The sequence below is a fragment of the Snodgrassella sp. ESL0304 genome (assembly GCF_013344995.1).
Taxonomy (GTDB): Bacteria; Pseudomonadota; Gammaproteobacteria; order Burkholderiales; family Neisseriaceae; genus Snodgrassella; species Snodgrassella alvi.
Map to the genome: position 1 here is coordinate 82070 of NZ_JAAEDR010000006.1, position 15567 is coordinate 97636.

Annotated in this window: 10 protein-coding genes; all 10 read left to right on the forward strand. The window is 45.7% G+C overall.

Going from position 1 to position 15567, the window contains the following annotated elements; genetic code table 11:
• Positions 1–97 precede the first annotated feature (97 nt).
• Positions 98–529: a 50S ribosomal protein L11 gene (rplK, locus tag GYX91_RS01105; RefSeq protein ID WP_025329894.1), complete on the forward strand. Its 432-nt coding sequence runs from the start codon at positions 98–100 to the stop codon at positions 527–529.
• Complete coding sequence (gene rplA, locus GYX91_RS01110; protein ID WP_084551070.1) at positions 530–1225, forward strand: 50S ribosomal protein L1; 696 nt, start codon at positions 530–532, stop codon at positions 1223–1225.
• Between the two features lie 278 nt (positions 1226–1503).
• Positions 1504–2004: a 50S ribosomal protein L10 gene (gene rplJ / locus GYX91_RS01115; protein ID WP_025329896.1), complete on the forward strand. Its 501-nt coding sequence runs from the start codon at positions 1504–1506 to the stop codon at positions 2002–2004.
• Between the two features lie 54 nt (positions 2005–2058).
• The gene (gene rplL, locus GYX91_RS01120) at positions 2059–2430 is read left to right on the forward strand and encodes a 50S ribosomal protein L7/L12 (RefSeq protein WP_025329897.1); all 372 of its coding nucleotides are present in this window, start codon (positions 2059–2061) and stop codon (positions 2428–2430) included.
• A 187-nt stretch (positions 2431–2617) separates the two neighbouring features.
• Positions 2618–6799: a DNA-directed RNA polymerase subunit beta gene (rpoB, locus tag GYX91_RS01125; protein ID WP_174829725.1), complete on the forward strand. Its 4182-nt coding sequence runs from the start codon at positions 2618–2620 to the stop codon at positions 6797–6799.
• 60 nt (positions 6800–6859) lie between these two features.
• Positions 6860–11035, forward strand: coding sequence for a DNA-directed RNA polymerase subunit beta' (rpoC, locus tag GYX91_RS01130; protein WP_025329899.1), 4176 nt, complete (start codon positions 6860–6862; stop codon positions 11033–11035).
• Between the two features lie 202 nt (positions 11036–11237).
• Entirely contained in the window at positions 11238–11609 is a 372-nt protein-coding gene (rpsL, locus tag GYX91_RS01135) for a 30S ribosomal protein S12 (protein WP_025329900.1), read from the forward strand.
• A 92-nt stretch (positions 11610–11701) separates the two neighbouring features.
• Positions 11702–12172, forward strand: a complete 471-nt coding sequence (gene rpsG / locus GYX91_RS01140; RefSeq protein ID WP_025329901.1) for a 30S ribosomal protein S7 — start codon at positions 11702–11704, stop codon at positions 12170–12172.
• 18 nt (positions 12173–12190) lie between these two features.
• Entirely contained in the window at positions 12191–14293 is a 2103-nt protein-coding gene (gene fusA / locus GYX91_RS01145) for an elongation factor G (RefSeq protein ID WP_078474524.1), read from the forward strand.
• A gap of 83 nt (positions 14294–14376) precedes the next feature.
• Entirely contained in the window at positions 14377–15567 is a 1191-nt protein-coding gene (tuf, locus tag GYX91_RS01150) for an elongation factor Tu (RefSeq protein WP_025329891.1), read from the forward strand.

The following is a 15567-nucleotide window of genomic DNA, read 5'->3' on the forward strand; positions in this document are numbered from 1 at the left end:
GCTTGTAAGGAAAAGGTTTTTTCTTTATAATCACGGGTCTTGCTTTTGGGGAGCAGCATTTGCTGCGTCATACCCGTTTATTTGGAGTTTAAATCAAGTGGCAAAAAAAATTGTAGGCTATATCAAACTGCAGATTCCTGCAGGTAAAGCCAATCCGTCTCCTCCGGTAGGTCCGGCACTGGGTCAGCGTGGTCTGAATATTATGGAATTCTGTAAAGCCTTTAATGCGGCTACGCAGAATGTTGAGCCGGGTCTGCCGGTTCCGGTAGTGATTACTGCGTTTGCAGATAAATCATTTACCTTTGTAATGAAAACGCCACCGGCTTCTATTTTGCTGAAAAAAGCAGCTGGTCTGCAAAAAGGTAGTTCAAATCCATTAACCCAGAAAGTGGGTAAAGTGACTCGTGCACAATTGGAAGAAATCGCCAAGACTAAAGAGCCTGATTTAACTGCTGCTGATCTGGATGCGGCGGTACGCACCATTGCCGGTAGTGCCCGTTCAATGGGTTTAGATGTGGAGGGTGTGTAAATGGCTAAGCTTTCAAAACGTATGCAGGCTATTCGTGCTGCTGTGGAAACCAATAAATTATATACTATTGATGATGCTCTGAATCTGGTTAAAGCTAATGCTACAGCCAAATTTGATGAGTCTATCGATGTATCTTTCAATCTTGGCATTGATGCACGTAAATCTGACCAACTTGTTCGTGGTTCTGTAGTATTGCCTAAAGGTACCGGTAAAACTGTACGTGTGGCTGTGTTTACTCAGGGCGCTAATGCGGAAGCTGCTAAAGCAGCCGGTGCTGATGTGGTTGGTTTCGATGATCTGGCTGCTGAAGTCAAAGCAGGTAATCTGAACTTTGATGTGGTAATTGCATCTCCTGATGCTATGCGTGTAGTAGGTCAGCTAGGTACTATTCTGGGACCGCGTGGTTTAATGCCAAACCCGAAAGTGGGTACTGTTACGCCAAATGTTGCTGAAGCTGTTAAAAATGCGAAGGCAGGTCAGGTACAGTATCGTACAGATAGAGCTGGTATCGTACATGCAACTATTGGTCGTGCTTCTTTTGATGCCGCTGATCTGCGTGAAAACTTTAACGCATTACTGGATGCCATTGTTAAAGCTAAACCTGCTGCAACAAAAGGTCAGTATCTGCGCAGAATCGCAGTATCCAGCACGATGGGTGCAGGTTTGTGTGTTGACAGCGCTTCTGTAAATAATTAAGAAGTATCTTTGAATTCCGGCAGTTTGGTCTCATATCAGACTGCCTTAAAAATTCATATAAATGTCTTACATTTATATGTTGGGCTACTTAGAAATAAGTAGATGTCCAAGACCGTAGGGAATTTGTGGTAGTAAAACAAATTTTAAAAATTAACCCTACGCAGACGGTAGTCCCGGATAATCTTGTGTAAGCTTTGCTTACGGATGTCTTTTTGGGTTGCCGCGCTGGGTGGAGTGGTATTCATATCGCTCTGATTAAAAACAGTGGGAGGTAGACCTTGAGTCTCAATATTGAAACCAAGCAAGCAGCCGTAGCCGAAATCGTAGCAGCCATTGCTAACGCTCAAACTATGGTTATTGCCGAGTATCGTGGTATCAGTGTTGCCAGTATGACCGAACTGCGTGCCAATGCTCGTAAAGCAGGTGTATACCTGCATGTGTTGAAAAACACATTAGCCCGTCGCGCTGTTGAAGGTACATCATTTGCCGCTCTGGCTGATCAGATGGTTGGTCCGCTGGTTTATGCGGTATCTGAAGACCCGGTTGCTGCTGCAAAAGTACTGCACCAGTTCTCGAAAAAAGATGAAAAAATTGTGCTGAAAGCAGGTTCATATAATGGTGATCTGCTGGATGTTGCTCAGGTGGCAGAACTTGCTTCTATTCCGAGCCGCGACGAATTGCTCGCGAAATTGCTGGGTATTATGCAAGCTCCTGTTTCAGGTTTTGCCCGTGCACTTGCTGCTTTGGCTGAGAAAAAAGCCGGCGAAGAAGCTGCCTAAATTTCATCTGATTTATATTTAAATTTTTATTCTCAATTATTGGAGTTTAATAGCATGGCTATTACTAAAGAAGACATTCTGGAAGCAGTTGGTAACCTGACCGTTATGGAATTAAACGATCTGGTTAAAGCTTTTGAAGAAAAATTTGGTGTATCTGCAGCTGCTTTGGCTGTTAATAATGGTTCTAATAACGGTGCTACAGCTGCCGAAGAAAAATCTGAATTCGATGTAGTATTGACTTCTGCCGGTGCTCAGAAAGTTGGCGTGATTAAAGTTGTTCGTGCTATCACTGGTCTGGGTCTGAAAGAAGCTAAAGATCTGGTTGACGGTGCACCTAAAACTCTTAAAGAAGGTGTTTCTCAGGCTGAGGCTGACGACATTAAAAAACAACTGGAAGAAGCCGGCGCTTCTGTCGAAATCAAGTAATTTCAGTTGCGTTTTACAGGCTGGTAGCTTAGGCTACCAGCCTGCTTTCGCTTGTCTACCCCAAGTGATATTTTATAAATATTTACAAAAAAACCATTAATTTACCTAATTTTACTCTTTTGATATTAACAGTTATCTGAGTATTTATAAAACCTTACTTGCCAAACCTCCCTACTGGAGACTGTACATGTCCTACTCTTTTACTGAAAAAAAACGTATCCGTAAAAGCTTTGCCAAACGTGCGAATGTATTAGAAGTGCCGTTTTTATTGGCTACGCAGTTGGATTCTTATACACAGTTTTTACAGATGGAAACACCCTACGACCAGCGCGCTGATGTTGGTCTTCAGGCTGCTTTTCAGTCTATTTTTCCGATTATCAGTCATAACGGTTATGCCCGCCTTGAGTTCACCCATTATGTATTAGGTGAACCAGTGTTTGACATTCCGGAATGTCAGCTGCGTGGTATCACTTATGCAGCCCCGTTGCGGGCACGTATCCGGCTGGTGATTTTGGACAAAGAGTCATCCAAACCTAATGTGGTTAAAGAAGTTCGTGAAAATGAAGTTTATATGGGTGAAATTCCGTTGATGACACCCAGCGGTTCATTCATTATTAACGGTACTGAACGCGTCATTGTTTCACAGTTGCACCGTTCTCCGGGTGTATTCTTTGAACATGACAGAGGTAAATCACATTCATCTGGTAAATTATTATTTTCAGCACGGATTATTCCTTACCGCGGATCCTGGCTAGACTTCGAATTTGACCCGAAAGATTTGCTGTATTTCCGTATCGACCGTCGTCGTAAAATGCCGGTAACTATTTTGCTGAAAGCTCTTGGGTTTACACCGGAACAGATTCTGGACATGTTCTATGACCGTGAAAGTTACCACCTGTCTAAAGATGGTGTGCATACTGATCTGATTCCGGCACGTCTGAGAGGTGAAACTGCCAAGTTTGATCTGGTAGATAAAGATGGCAAAGTACTGGTACAAAAAGGCAAACGTATTAATGCCAAGAATATCCGTGACATTATTGCTGCAGATATTAAATGGCTGGAAGTTGAACCGGAAAGTCTGATTGGCAAGGTATTGGCTGCTGATGTGGTTGTACCGGATACCGGTGAAATACTGGCTAGATCCAATGATGAAATCACGGAAGAGTTGCTGGCACAGTTTGATATACAGGGAATCAAAGAAATTTCAACGCTGTATATCAATGATCTGGATCAGGGCGGTTATGTTTCCAATACTTTGCGTACTGATGAAACTGAAGGTCAGCAGGCTGCACGTATTGCTATTTATCGCATGATGCGCCCGGGTGAACCGCCAACCGAAGACGCTGTTGAGGCATTGTTTAATCGCCTGTTCTTTAGCGAAGATAGCTATGACTTGTCACGTGTCGGCCGGATGAAATTCAACACCCGTACCTATCAGCAAAAATTGCTGGAAGCACAGCAAGAGTCATGGTATGGCCGTCTGATGACACAAACTTTTGCCAATGCTGATAAAGAAGGCAATCATGTACTGACTATTCCGGATATTGTGTCCGTAATTGCTACACTGGTTGAATTGCGCAACGGACATGGTGAAGTAGATGATATTGATCATTTGGGTAACCGTCGCGTACGGTCTGTGGGTGAGCTGGCTGAGAACCAGTTCCGTAGTGGTCTGTCACGTGTAGAACGCGCCGTTAAAGAACGCCTGAATCAGGCCGAATCAGAAAATCTGATGCCGCATGATCTGATTAATGCCAAACCGGTTTCTGCTGCAATCAAAGAGTTTTTCGGTTCCAGTCAGTTGTCTCAGTTTATGGATCAGACTAATCCGTTGTCTGAAATCACCCATAAACGCCGTGTATCTGCATTGGGACCTGGCGGTCTGACCCGTGAGCGTGCCGGCTTTGAAGTGCGTGACGTACATCCGACTCATTACGGTCGTGTATGTCCGATTGAAACACCTGAAGGTCCGAATATCGGTTTGATTAATTCGCTGGCAGTTTATGCCCGTACCAATAAATACGGTTTTCTGGAAACACCTTATCGCCGAGTTGTCGACGGTAAAGTAACTAATGACATTGATTATTTGTCAGCTATTGAAGAAGGCCGCTTTGTCATTGCCCAGGCGAATGCCGATCTGGATAAAGACGGCCGGATTATCGGTGATATGGTAACCTGCCGTGAAAAAGGTGAAACCATAATGGCAACACCGGATCGCGTACAGTATATGGACGTGGCTACCGGCCAGGTGGTTTCAGTAGCGGCTTCACTGATTCCGTTCCTTGAGCATGACGACGCCAACCGTGCTTTGATGGGTGCCAACATGCAGCGTCAGGCAGTACCTTGTCTGCGTGCTGAAAAACCATTGGTTGGTACTGGTATTGAACGCTCTGTGGCTATTGACAGTGCTACAGCTATTGCGGCCAGTCGCGGCGGTGTTGTGGAATATGTGGATGCAAACCGTGTCGTAGTACGTGTTAATGATGACGAGGCTACTGCTGGTGAAGTGGGTGTGGATATTTACAATCTGGTGAAATTTACCCGTTCTAACCAGTCAACCAATATTAATCAGCGTCCTGCCGTACAGAAGGGTGATGTTATCCAGCGCGGTGATGTTATTGCGGATGGTGCTTCTACTGATTTAGGTGAGCTGGCACTGGGTCAGAATATGACTATCGCCTTCATGCCATGGAATGGTTATAACTATGAAGACTCAATTCTGATTTCAGAACGTGTCGTTGCCGGTGATCGTTATACTTCAATTCATATTGAAGAATTGAATGTGGTATCCCGTGATACCAAGCTGGGCGCCGAGGAAATTACCCGTGATATTCCGAATTTGTCTGAGCGTATGCAAAATCGTCTGGATGAATCCGGTATCGTTTACATTGGTGCTGAAGTAGAAGCCGGTGATGTACTGGTAGGCAAGGTGACACCTAAAGGTGAAACTCAGCTTACACCAGAAGAAAAACTGTTGCGTGCTATTTTTGGTGAAAAAGCCAGTGATGTAAAAGATACTTCACTGCGTATGCCTACCGGAATGAGTGGTACTGTTATTGATGTTCAGGTATTTACCCGTGAAGGTATTGAACGCGATAAACGTGCTAAGGCGATTATCGATGCAGAACTGAAACGCTATCGTCAGAATCTGACTGATCAGTTGCGCATTTTCAATGATGATGCTTTTGACCGTACTGAACGCCTGATACTGGGACAAAAAGTCAATGGTGGACCATTGAAACTGGCTAAAGGTGCAGAAGTTACTAAAGAATATCTGGCTTCATTACCGAGCCGTCATGACTGGTTTGATATTCGTCTGAGTGATGAAAGTATTGCGAAGCAGGTGGAACTGATTAAGGAAAGTTTGCAGGCCAAGCATGAAGAATCAGATGCTCTGTATGAAATCAAGAAGAAAAAACTGACACAAGGCGATGAATTACAGCCGGGTGTACAGAAAATGGTTAAGGTGTTTATTGCCATTAAACGTCGCCTGAAAGCCGGTGACAAAATGGCCGGCCGCCATGGTAATAAAGGTGTGGTATCCCGCATTCTGCCGGTTGAAGACATGCCTTACATGGCCGACGGACGCGCTGTGGATATCGTACTGAATCCGCTCGGTGTACCAAGCCGTATGAATATTGGTCAGATTCTGGAAGTACATCTGGGCTGGGCTGCCAAAGGTATTGGTGAGCGTATTGACCGTATGCTGACAGAAAAACGTGCTGCTGATGATATTCGTGCTTTTCTTGAAAAAGTGTATAACAGCAGTGGTAAGAAAGAGGATTTATCGCAGTTTAATGACGATGAAATCATCAATCTGGCTCAGCATTTGCGTAAAGGTATGACTGTAGCTACACCAGTATTTGATGGTGCGGAAGAATCCGAAATCAAAAATATGCTGGCACTGGCTTATCCAGAGGATGATCCGGAAATTCAGAAACTGGGCTTTAATGATACCCGTACGCAGATGACACTGTATGATGGTCATACTGGAGAAGCCTTTGACCGTAAGGTGACTGTAGGGGTAATGCATTATCTGAAACTGCACCATCTGGTTGATGAAAAAATGCATGCCCGTTCTACTGGTCCGTACAGTCTGGTCACTCAGCAGCCGCTGGGTGGTAAAGCTCAGTTCGGTGGTCAGCGTTTTGGTGAGATGGAGGTTTGGGCACTGGAAGCTTATGGTGCTGCCTATACTCTGCAGGAAATGCTGACTGTGAAATCAGATGACGTCACCGGTCGTACCAAAATGTATGAAAACATTGTTAAAGGCGAGTACAAGATTGATGCCGGCATGCCGGAATCATTCAATGTGTTACTGAAAGAGATTCGCTCTTTAGGCCTGGATATGGATTTGGAACGTTACTAACCGACACCGGTCGTATACAGTGTGTGAGACATACTGTATACGGCATCGTCAGGAGCAAATATGAAAGCTTTATCAGACTTATTTAATCCGCTGCAAAATGCCAGTGCCGAAGAAGAATTTGACGCAATTAAAATCGGCATTGCTTCGCCGGATACCATTCGTTCTTGGTCGTACGGTGAAGTGAAAAAACCGGAAACGATTAATTACCGTACTTTTAAACCGGAACGTGACGGCTTGTTTTGTGCCAAGATTTTTGGCCCGATTAAAGATTATGAATGTTTGTGTGGTAAATACAAACGTTTGAAATTTCGCGGGGTAACCTGTGAAAAATGTGGTGTGGAAGTAACCTTGTCCAAAGTACGCCGCGAGCGCATGGGACATATCGAACTGGCTGCACCGGTTGCGCATATCTGGTTTTTGAAATCTTTGCCATCCCGTCTGGGTATGGTATTAGATATGACTTTGCGTGACATTGAACGTATTCTGTATTTTGAAGCTTATGTGGTAACTGATCCGGGGCTGACTTCATTGCAGCCGCGTCAGCTGCTCAGTGAAGAAGAATACATTACCAAATATGAAGAGTCTGGCGGCGATTTTGAAGCCAAAATGGGTGCTGAAGGCATTCGCGATTTACTGCGAGCCATGGATATTGCCCATGAGGTTACTGTATTGCGTCAGGAACTGGATTCAACCAGTTCAGATACAAAAATTAAGAAAATTGCTAAACGACTGAAAGTTCTGGAAGCATTCCAGCGTTCCGGTATGAAACTGGAATGGATGATTATGGATGTGCTGCCAGTACTGCCACCGGATTTGCGTCCGCTGGTACCTCTGGATGGCGGCCGTTTTGCTACTTCTGATTTGAATGACCTGTATCGTCGCGTCATTAATCGTAACAACCGTTTGAAACGCCTGCTTGAACTGCGTGCACCGGATATCATTGTACGCAATGAAAAACGTATGTTACAGGAAGCGGTAGATTCATTACTGGATAATGGCCGTCGTGGTAAAGCCATGACTGGTGCTAATAAGCGTCCGCTGAAATCCCTGGCAGATATGATTAAAGGTAAGGGCGGTCGTTTCCGTCAGAATCTGCTGGGTAAACGTGTCGATTACTCCGGTCGTTCTGTGATTACCGTTGGTCCGTACCTGCGCCTGCATCAGTGCGGTTTGCCGAAGAAAATGGCTTTGGAACTGTTCAAACCATTTATTTTCCATAAACTTGAACAGTTAGATCCGACCGTAACTACCATCAAAAAAGCCAAAAAGATGGTGGAACAGGAAGAGCCGATTGTATGGGATATTCTTGAAGATGTTATTCGTGAACATCCGATTCTGCTCAACCGTGCACCAACCTTGCACCGTTTAGGTATTCAGGCATTTGAGCCGATTCTGATTGAAGGTAAGGCAATTCAGCTGCATCCGCTGGTATGTACTGCATTTAACGCCGACTTTGACGGTGACCAGATGGCTGTGCACGTACCACTGAGTCTGGAAGCACAGATGGAAGCGCGGACCCTGATGCTGGCTTCGAATAATGTATTGTCACCAGCTAATGGTGAACCAATTATCGTACCGTCACAGGATATCGTATTGGGTCTGTATTATATGACCCGCGACAAAATTAATGGTAAGGGTGAAGGCAGCCTGTTTGCTGATGTAAAAGAAGTACACCGTGCCTACCAGACTCGTCAGGTAGAGCTGGGTACTAAAATTACTGTACGTTTGCGTGAATGGGTGAAAAATGGTCAGGACGAATTTGTACCGGTAGTTAACCGTTATGAAACTACTGTCGGCCGTGCTCTGCTGTCAGAGATTCTGCCAAAAGGTTTGTCTTTCGATCATATTAATAAAACGCTGAAGAAAAAAGAAATTTCTAAGCTGATTAATGCTTCATTCCGTCGCTGCGGATTGCGTGATACTGTCATTTTTGCTGATCATCTGATGTATACCGGTTATGCATTCTCAACTCGTGCCGGTATTTCAATTTGTGTTGACGATATGCTGGTGCCTGAAAGTAAACCACAGTTGCTGGCTGAGGCTAATGCTGAAGTTAAAGAAATTGAAGACCAGTACCGTCAGGGTCTGGTAACCAATGGCGAACGTTACAATAAAGTAGTCGATATCTGGGGCCGTACTGGTGACAAGATTGCCAAAGCGATGATGGATAATCTGTCTACTCAGAAAGTAGTTGACCGCGAAGGTAATCTGGTTGATCAGGAGTCATTCAACTCAATTTACATGATGGCTGACTCCGGCGCCCGTGGTTCTGCCGCTCAGATTAAGCAGTTATCAGGTATGCGTGGTTTGATGGCGAAACCGGATGGTTCCATTATTGAAACACCGATTACTTCTAACTTCCGCGAAGGTCTGACAGTATTACAGTACTTTATTTCTACTCACGGTGCCCGTAAAGGTCTGGCTGATACGGCATTGAAAACAGCTAACTCCGGTTATCTGACCCGTCGTCTTGTTGATGTGACACAAGACTTGGTGGTAGTAGAAGATGATTGTGGTACCAACGACGGCTTTGTGATGAAAGCAGTGGTACAGGGCGGTGATATCATTGAATCATTACGTGATCGCGTATTGGGACGTGTTACTGCTGAAGATGTTGTTGACCCGACCAGTGGTGAAACTTTAGTTGAAGCAGGTACGCTGCTGAATGAAAGCCTGGTTGATCTGATTGATAACTCAGGTGTCGATGAAGTTAAAGTACGTACTCCGATTACCTGTAAAACACGTCATGGATTGTGTGCCAAATGTTATGGCCGAGATCTGGCGCGCGGTAAACTGGTCAATGCCGGTGAATCTGTTGGTGTGATTGCTGCTCAGTCTATTGGTGAGCCGGGTACTCAGCTGACTATGCGTACCTTCCACATTGGTGGTGCTGCTTCACGAGCTGCAGCTGCCAGTCAGGTAGAGGCTAAATCTGGTGGTACGGTTCGTTTCTCCAGCCAGATGCGTTATGTAGCCAATAACAAAGGTGAACTGGTCGTTATTGGTCGTTCATCCGAAATTGTGATTCATGACGATATTGGTCGTGAGCGTGAACGCCATAAAGTACCTTACGGTGCATTATTGCAGGTAAAAGATGGTGGTGTGGTGAAAGCCGGTCAGACACTGGCTACATGGGATCCGCATACCCGTCCGATGATTACCGAGTTTGCCGGTCGTGTCCGCTTTGAAAATATCGAAGAAGGCGTTACTGTAGCCAAACAGACCGATGATGTTACCGGTTTGTCTACACTGGTAGTTATTGATGGTAAACGTCGTTCCTCTACTCAGTCTAAACTGTTGCGTCCGACAGTAAAACTACTGGATGACAAAGGCGAAGAAATTCGCATGGCAGGAAGCGAAACTGCTGTTTCCATGGCCTTCCCGGTTGGTGCGGTGATTACCGTACGAGAAGGACAGGAAGTAGGTAAAGGTGATGTACTGGCCCGTATTCCTCAGGCTTCATCCAAAACCCGCGACATTACCGGTGGTCTGCCGCGTGTAGCTGAATTGTTCGAAGCACGTACTCCGAAAGATGTGGGTATGCTGGCTGAAGTAACTGGTACTGTTTCTTTCGGTAAGGAAACCAAGGGTAAACAGCGTCTGATTATTACTGATGCAGACGGTGCTGCTTATGAAACCCTGATTTCCAAAGAAAAACAGGTGCTGGTACATGATGGTCAGGTGGTGAATCGCGGTGAAGTGATTGTAGATGGTGCAGTCGATCCGCATGATATTCTGCGTTTGCAGGGTATTGAGGCGCTGGCTCGTTATATCGTGCAGGAAGTACAGGAAGTGTATCGTCTGCAAGGTGTGAAGATTTCCGATAAACATATCGAAGTGATCATTCGCCAGATGCTGCGCCGGGTAAATATTGCCGATGCCGGTGACAGTCACTTCATTACTGGTGAGCAGGTTGAACGCGGTGATGTAATGATTGCCAACGAGAAGTTGCTGGCGGAAGGTAAAGAACCGGTACGCTTTGACAATGTATTGCTGGGTATTACTAAAGCATCATTGTCTACCGATTCGTTTATTTCTGCTGCATCCTTCCAGGAAACTACCCGTGTGCTGACTGAAGCGGCTATTATGGGTAAACGTGACGATTTGCGCGGCCTGAAAGAAAACGTAATTGTTGGTCGTCTGATTCCGGCCGGTACCGGACTGACTTACCATCGCAGTCGCCGCCAGAAATGGCAGGAGCAGTTGGCTGCTGAGGCTGCAGAGAAAAGCGAATAAGCTTTAATATCTGTTGTAAATAAAACCGCTGAAAGCCATTCAGCGGTTTTATTTTGCACATGGTTTTATATAGTTGTTTTTTCAACAGATATAAAGCGTTTAAAGTTTGATTATCTTGACCGTAATAAAGCAGGAATGCTAGAATACCCGTTTTGCCGGCATGGTGCCGGCATATATTGACTCAACAGGATAAAGAGAAAATATGCCTACTATCAACCAATTGGTACGTAAAGGACGTCAGGCTCCGGTTTACGTCAACAAAGTACCTGCTTTAGAGGCTTGTCCTCAAAAACGTGGCGTATGCACCCGTGTATACACCACTACTCCGAAAAAACCTAACTCAGCGCTGCGTAAAGTATGCAAAGTGCGTCTGACCAACGGTTATGAAGTGATTTCATATATCGGTGGTGAAGGCCACAACTTGCAGGAACACAGCGTAGTACTGATTCGCGGCGGTCGTGTAAAAGACTTGCCGGGTGTGCGTTACCATACTGTACGCGGTTCTCTGGACACTGCAGGTGTTAAAGACCGTAAGCAGTCCCGTTCTAAATACGGTGCTAAACGTCCTAAATAATCGGACGCATCGGCAGATTATCTGTCGAGTAAGTGAATATTTACATAAATATTCGCGGGCTATGCCCAGCTGAATAGTTTAAGGAAATTGAAATGCCAAGACGTAGAGAAGTCCCAAAACGTGACATATTGCCAGATCCGAAATTCGGCAGTATCGAATTATCCAAATTCATGAATGTGCTGATGATTGACGGTAAAAAATCTGTAGCAGAACGCATTGTATACGGCGCTCTGGAACAGATTGAAAAGAAAACCGGCAAAGAAGCCATTGAAGTGTTTAACGAAGCCATTGCCAATGCCAAACCGGTGGTAGAAGTAAAAAGCCGTCGTGTTGGTGGTGCTAACTATCAAGTTCCTGTTGAGGTTCGTCCTGCCCGTCGTCTGGCTCTGGCCATGCGCTGGGTACGCGATGCGGCTCGTAAACGCGGTGAAAAATCCATGGATTTGCGTCTGGCTGGTGAATTAATTGATGCGGCCGAAGGTCGCGGCGGTGCATTGAAAAAACGTGAGGAAGTTCATCGCATGGCTGAAGCCAACAAAGCCTTCTCTCACTTCCGCTTCTAATGCAGAAAGGCAATTATCGTGGCTCGTAAAACCCCTATTGAGCAATACCGCAATATCGGTATTTCTGCACATATTGATGCTGGTAAAACCACCACTTCAGAACGTATTCTGTTTTACACCGGCATGACTCACAAACTGGGTGAAGTACATGATGGTGCAGCCACCACCGACTGGATGGAGCAAGAACAGGAACGTGGTATTACCATTACCTCTGCTGCTGTTACCACCTTCTGGAAAGGTATGGCAGGTCAGTTTAAAGAACACCGTTTAAATATTATTGATACCCCGGGACACGTAGACTTTACCGTTGAAGTAGAGCGTTCTATGCGTGTGCTGGATGGTGCGGTAATGGTTTACTGTGCTGTGGGTGGTGTACAGCCTCAGTCTGAAACTGTATGGCGTCAGGCCAATAAATACAAAGTGCCTCGCCTGGCTTTTGTAAATAAAATGGACCGTCAGGGTGCCAACTTCTTCCGTGTGGTTGAACAGATGCAGACCCGTCTGCGTGCCAATCCGGTACCGGTTGTCATTCCGGTAGGAGCTGAAGACGGTTTCGAAGGCGTGGTAGATTTGCTGAAGATGCAGGCTATCGTATGGGATGATGCAACTCAGGGTTTGAAATTTGAGTATGCTGATATTCCTGCTGACCTGAAAGACGTTGCCGAAGAATGGCGCGAAAAAATGGTTGAAGCTGCAGCAGAAGCCAACGAAGAACTGATGGAAAAATACCTTGGCGGTGAAGAGCTGAGCGAGGATGAAATCGTTGCTGCCCTGCGTGCACGTACACTGGCCGGTGAAATTCAGCCGGTACTGTGCGGTTCAGCATTCAAGAACAAAGGTGTACAGCGTCTGCTGGATGCTGTGGTTGAGTATCTGCCAAGCCCGACAGACATTCCGCCAGTAGCCGGTGAAAAACCGGATGGTGAAAAAGACAGCCGTAAAGCTAGCGATGATGAGAAATTCTCTGCGTTGGCATTTAAACTGATGAACGATAAATACGTTGGTCAGCTGACTTTCATCCGCGTGTATTCTGGCGTGGTGAAATCTGGCGATACTGTAGTGAACTCTGTTAAAGGCACTAAAGAACGTATTGGTCGTCTGGTACAGATGAAAGCCAATGATCGTGATGAAATCGAAGAAGTACGTGCCGGTGACATTGCAGCTGTAATTGGTCTGAAAGATGTAACTACTGGTGAAACGCTGTGTGATACTGACGCTCCGATTATTCTGGAACGTATGGAATTCCCGGAACCGGTTATCCACGTTGCAGTTGAACCAAAAACTAAAGCTGACCAGGAAAAAATGGGTCTGGCTCTGAACCGTCTGGCTAAAGAAGACCCGTCTTTCCGTGTGAAAACAGATGAAGAATCTGGTCAGACTATTATTTCCGGTATGGGTGAATTGCATCTGGAAATTATTGTAGACCGTATGAAACGTGAATTTGGTGTAGAAGCCAATGTGGGTGCACCACAGGTAGCTTATCGTGAAACCATCCGTAAATCAGTGGAATCCGAAGCCAAATACGTGAAACAGTCTGGTGGTAAAGGTCAGTATGGTCATGTAGTGATCACTATGGAACCTCTGGAACCGGGTGGTGTAAACTACGAATTCATCGACGAAATTAAAGGTGGTGTGATTCCACGTGAATTTATTCCGTCTGTGGATAAAGGTATTCGTGATACCATGACTAATGGTATTCTGGCCGGTTATCCGGTTGTGGATATCCGTGTGCGTCTGACTTTCGGTTCATACCATGATGTGGACTCTTCGCAAATCGCGTTTGAATTAGCTGGTTCTATGGCATTTAAAGACGGTATGCGCAAAGCTTCTCCGGCATTGCTGGAACCTATCATGGCGGTTGAAGTAGAAACACCGGAAGACTACATGGGTGATGTAATGGGCGACTTGAATCGTCGTCGTGGCATCGTGCTGGGTATGGATGATGATGGTATCGGCGGCAAGAAAGTTCGTGCCGAAGTACCACTGGCAGAAATGTTCGGTTACTCAACCGACCTGCGCTCTGCTACTCAGGGGCGTGCTACTTACTCCATGGAGTTCAAGAAATACGCTGAAGCACCAAATAATGTAGCCGAGCAGGTAATTGCTGCACGTAAAGGCTAACTTATTTACCGATAACCTGAAAGTATCTGTACTTTCAGGTTATCATCGTTCTTTAATGATCTTTATTCAAGGAAACTTAGCTCATGGCTAAAGAAAAATTCGAGCGGAGCAAACCGCACGTAAACGTTGGCACCATTGGTCACGTTGACCATGGTAAAACCACTTTGACTGCTGCAATGTGTACCATTCTGTCCCAGAAATTCGGTGGTGCAGCCAAAGCTTATGATCAGATTGACAATGCCCCGGAAGAAAAAGCCCGTGGTATTACCATTAATACATCACACGTAGAATACGAAACCGCAGAACGTCACTATGCACACGTTGACTGCCCGGGACACGCTGACTACGTGAAGAACATGATTACCGGTGCTGCCCAGATGGACGGCGCGATTCTGGTGGTTTCTGCAGCTGACGGTCCGATGCCACAAACCCGTGAGCACATCCTGTTAGCCCGTCAGGTAGGTGTACCTTACATTATCGTTTACATGAACAAATGTGACATGGTAGACGACGAAGAGTTGCTGGAACTGGTAGAAATGGAAATTCGTGACCTGTTGTCAAGCTACGAATTCCCGGGTGATGATGTTCCTTTGATTAAAGGTTCAGCTCTGAAAGCACTGGAAGGTGACCAGTCAGACATCGGTGAAGCTTCAATTATGGCTTTGGCAGATGCACTGGACAGCTACATTCCTACACCGGAACGTGCAGTAGACAAACCATTCCTGTTGCCGATTGAAGACGTATTCTCAATTTCAGGTCGTGGTACTGTGGTTACCGGTCGTGTAGAACGCGGTGTAATCAATGTAGGTGACGAAATTGAAATCGTTGGTTTGAAAGACACCCAGAAAACCACATGTACTGGCGTTGAAATGTTCCGCAAATTGCTGGATCAGGGTCAGGCAGGTGATAACGTAGGTGTATTGCTGCGTGGTACCAAACGTGAAGAAGTGGAACGTGGTCAGGTACTGGCAAAACCGGGCAGCATCACTCCGCACACCAAATTCAAAGCAGAAGTATACGTACTGAGCAAAGAAGAAGGTGGTCGTCATACACCGTTCTTTGCGAACTATCGTCCGCAGTTCTATTTCCGTACAACAGACGTAACTGGCGCAGTAAGTCTGGCAGAAGGTGTGGAAATGGTAATGCCGGGAGAGAATGTAACGATAGACGTAGAACTGATTCATCCGATTGCGATGGAAGAAGGCTTACGCTTTGCGATTCGTGAAGGTGGCCGAACAGTTGGTGCCGGTGTGGTTGCTAAAGTTATCGCTTAA

Bases quoted from the DNA above. Each gene is read 5' to 3' on its own strand.
- rplA (WP_084551070.1), top strand. From the start codon at position 530: ATGGCTAAGCTTTCAAAACGTATGCAGGCTATTCGTGCTGCTGTGGAA.
- rplL (WP_025329897.1), top strand. From the start codon at position 2,059: ATGGCTATTACTAAAGAAGACATTCTGGAAGCAGTTGGTAACCTGACC.
- rpoB (WP_174829725.1), top strand. From the start codon at position 2,618: ATGTCCTACTCTTTTACTGAAAAAAAACGTATCCGTAAAAGCTTTGCC.
- rpoC (WP_025329899.1), top strand. From the start codon at position 6,860: ATGAAAGCTTTATCAGACTTATTTAATCCGCTGCAAAATGCCAGTGCC.
- rpsL (WP_025329900.1), top strand. From the start codon at position 11,238: ATGCCTACTATCAACCAATTGGTACGTAAAGGACGTCAGGCTCCGGTT.
- rpsG (WP_025329901.1), top strand. From the start codon at position 11,702: ATGCCAAGACGTAGAGAAGTCCCAAAACGTGACATATTGCCAGATCCG.
- tuf (WP_025329891.1), top strand. From the start codon at position 14,377: ATGGCTAAAGAAAAATTCGAGCGGAGCAAACCGCACGTAAACGTTGGC.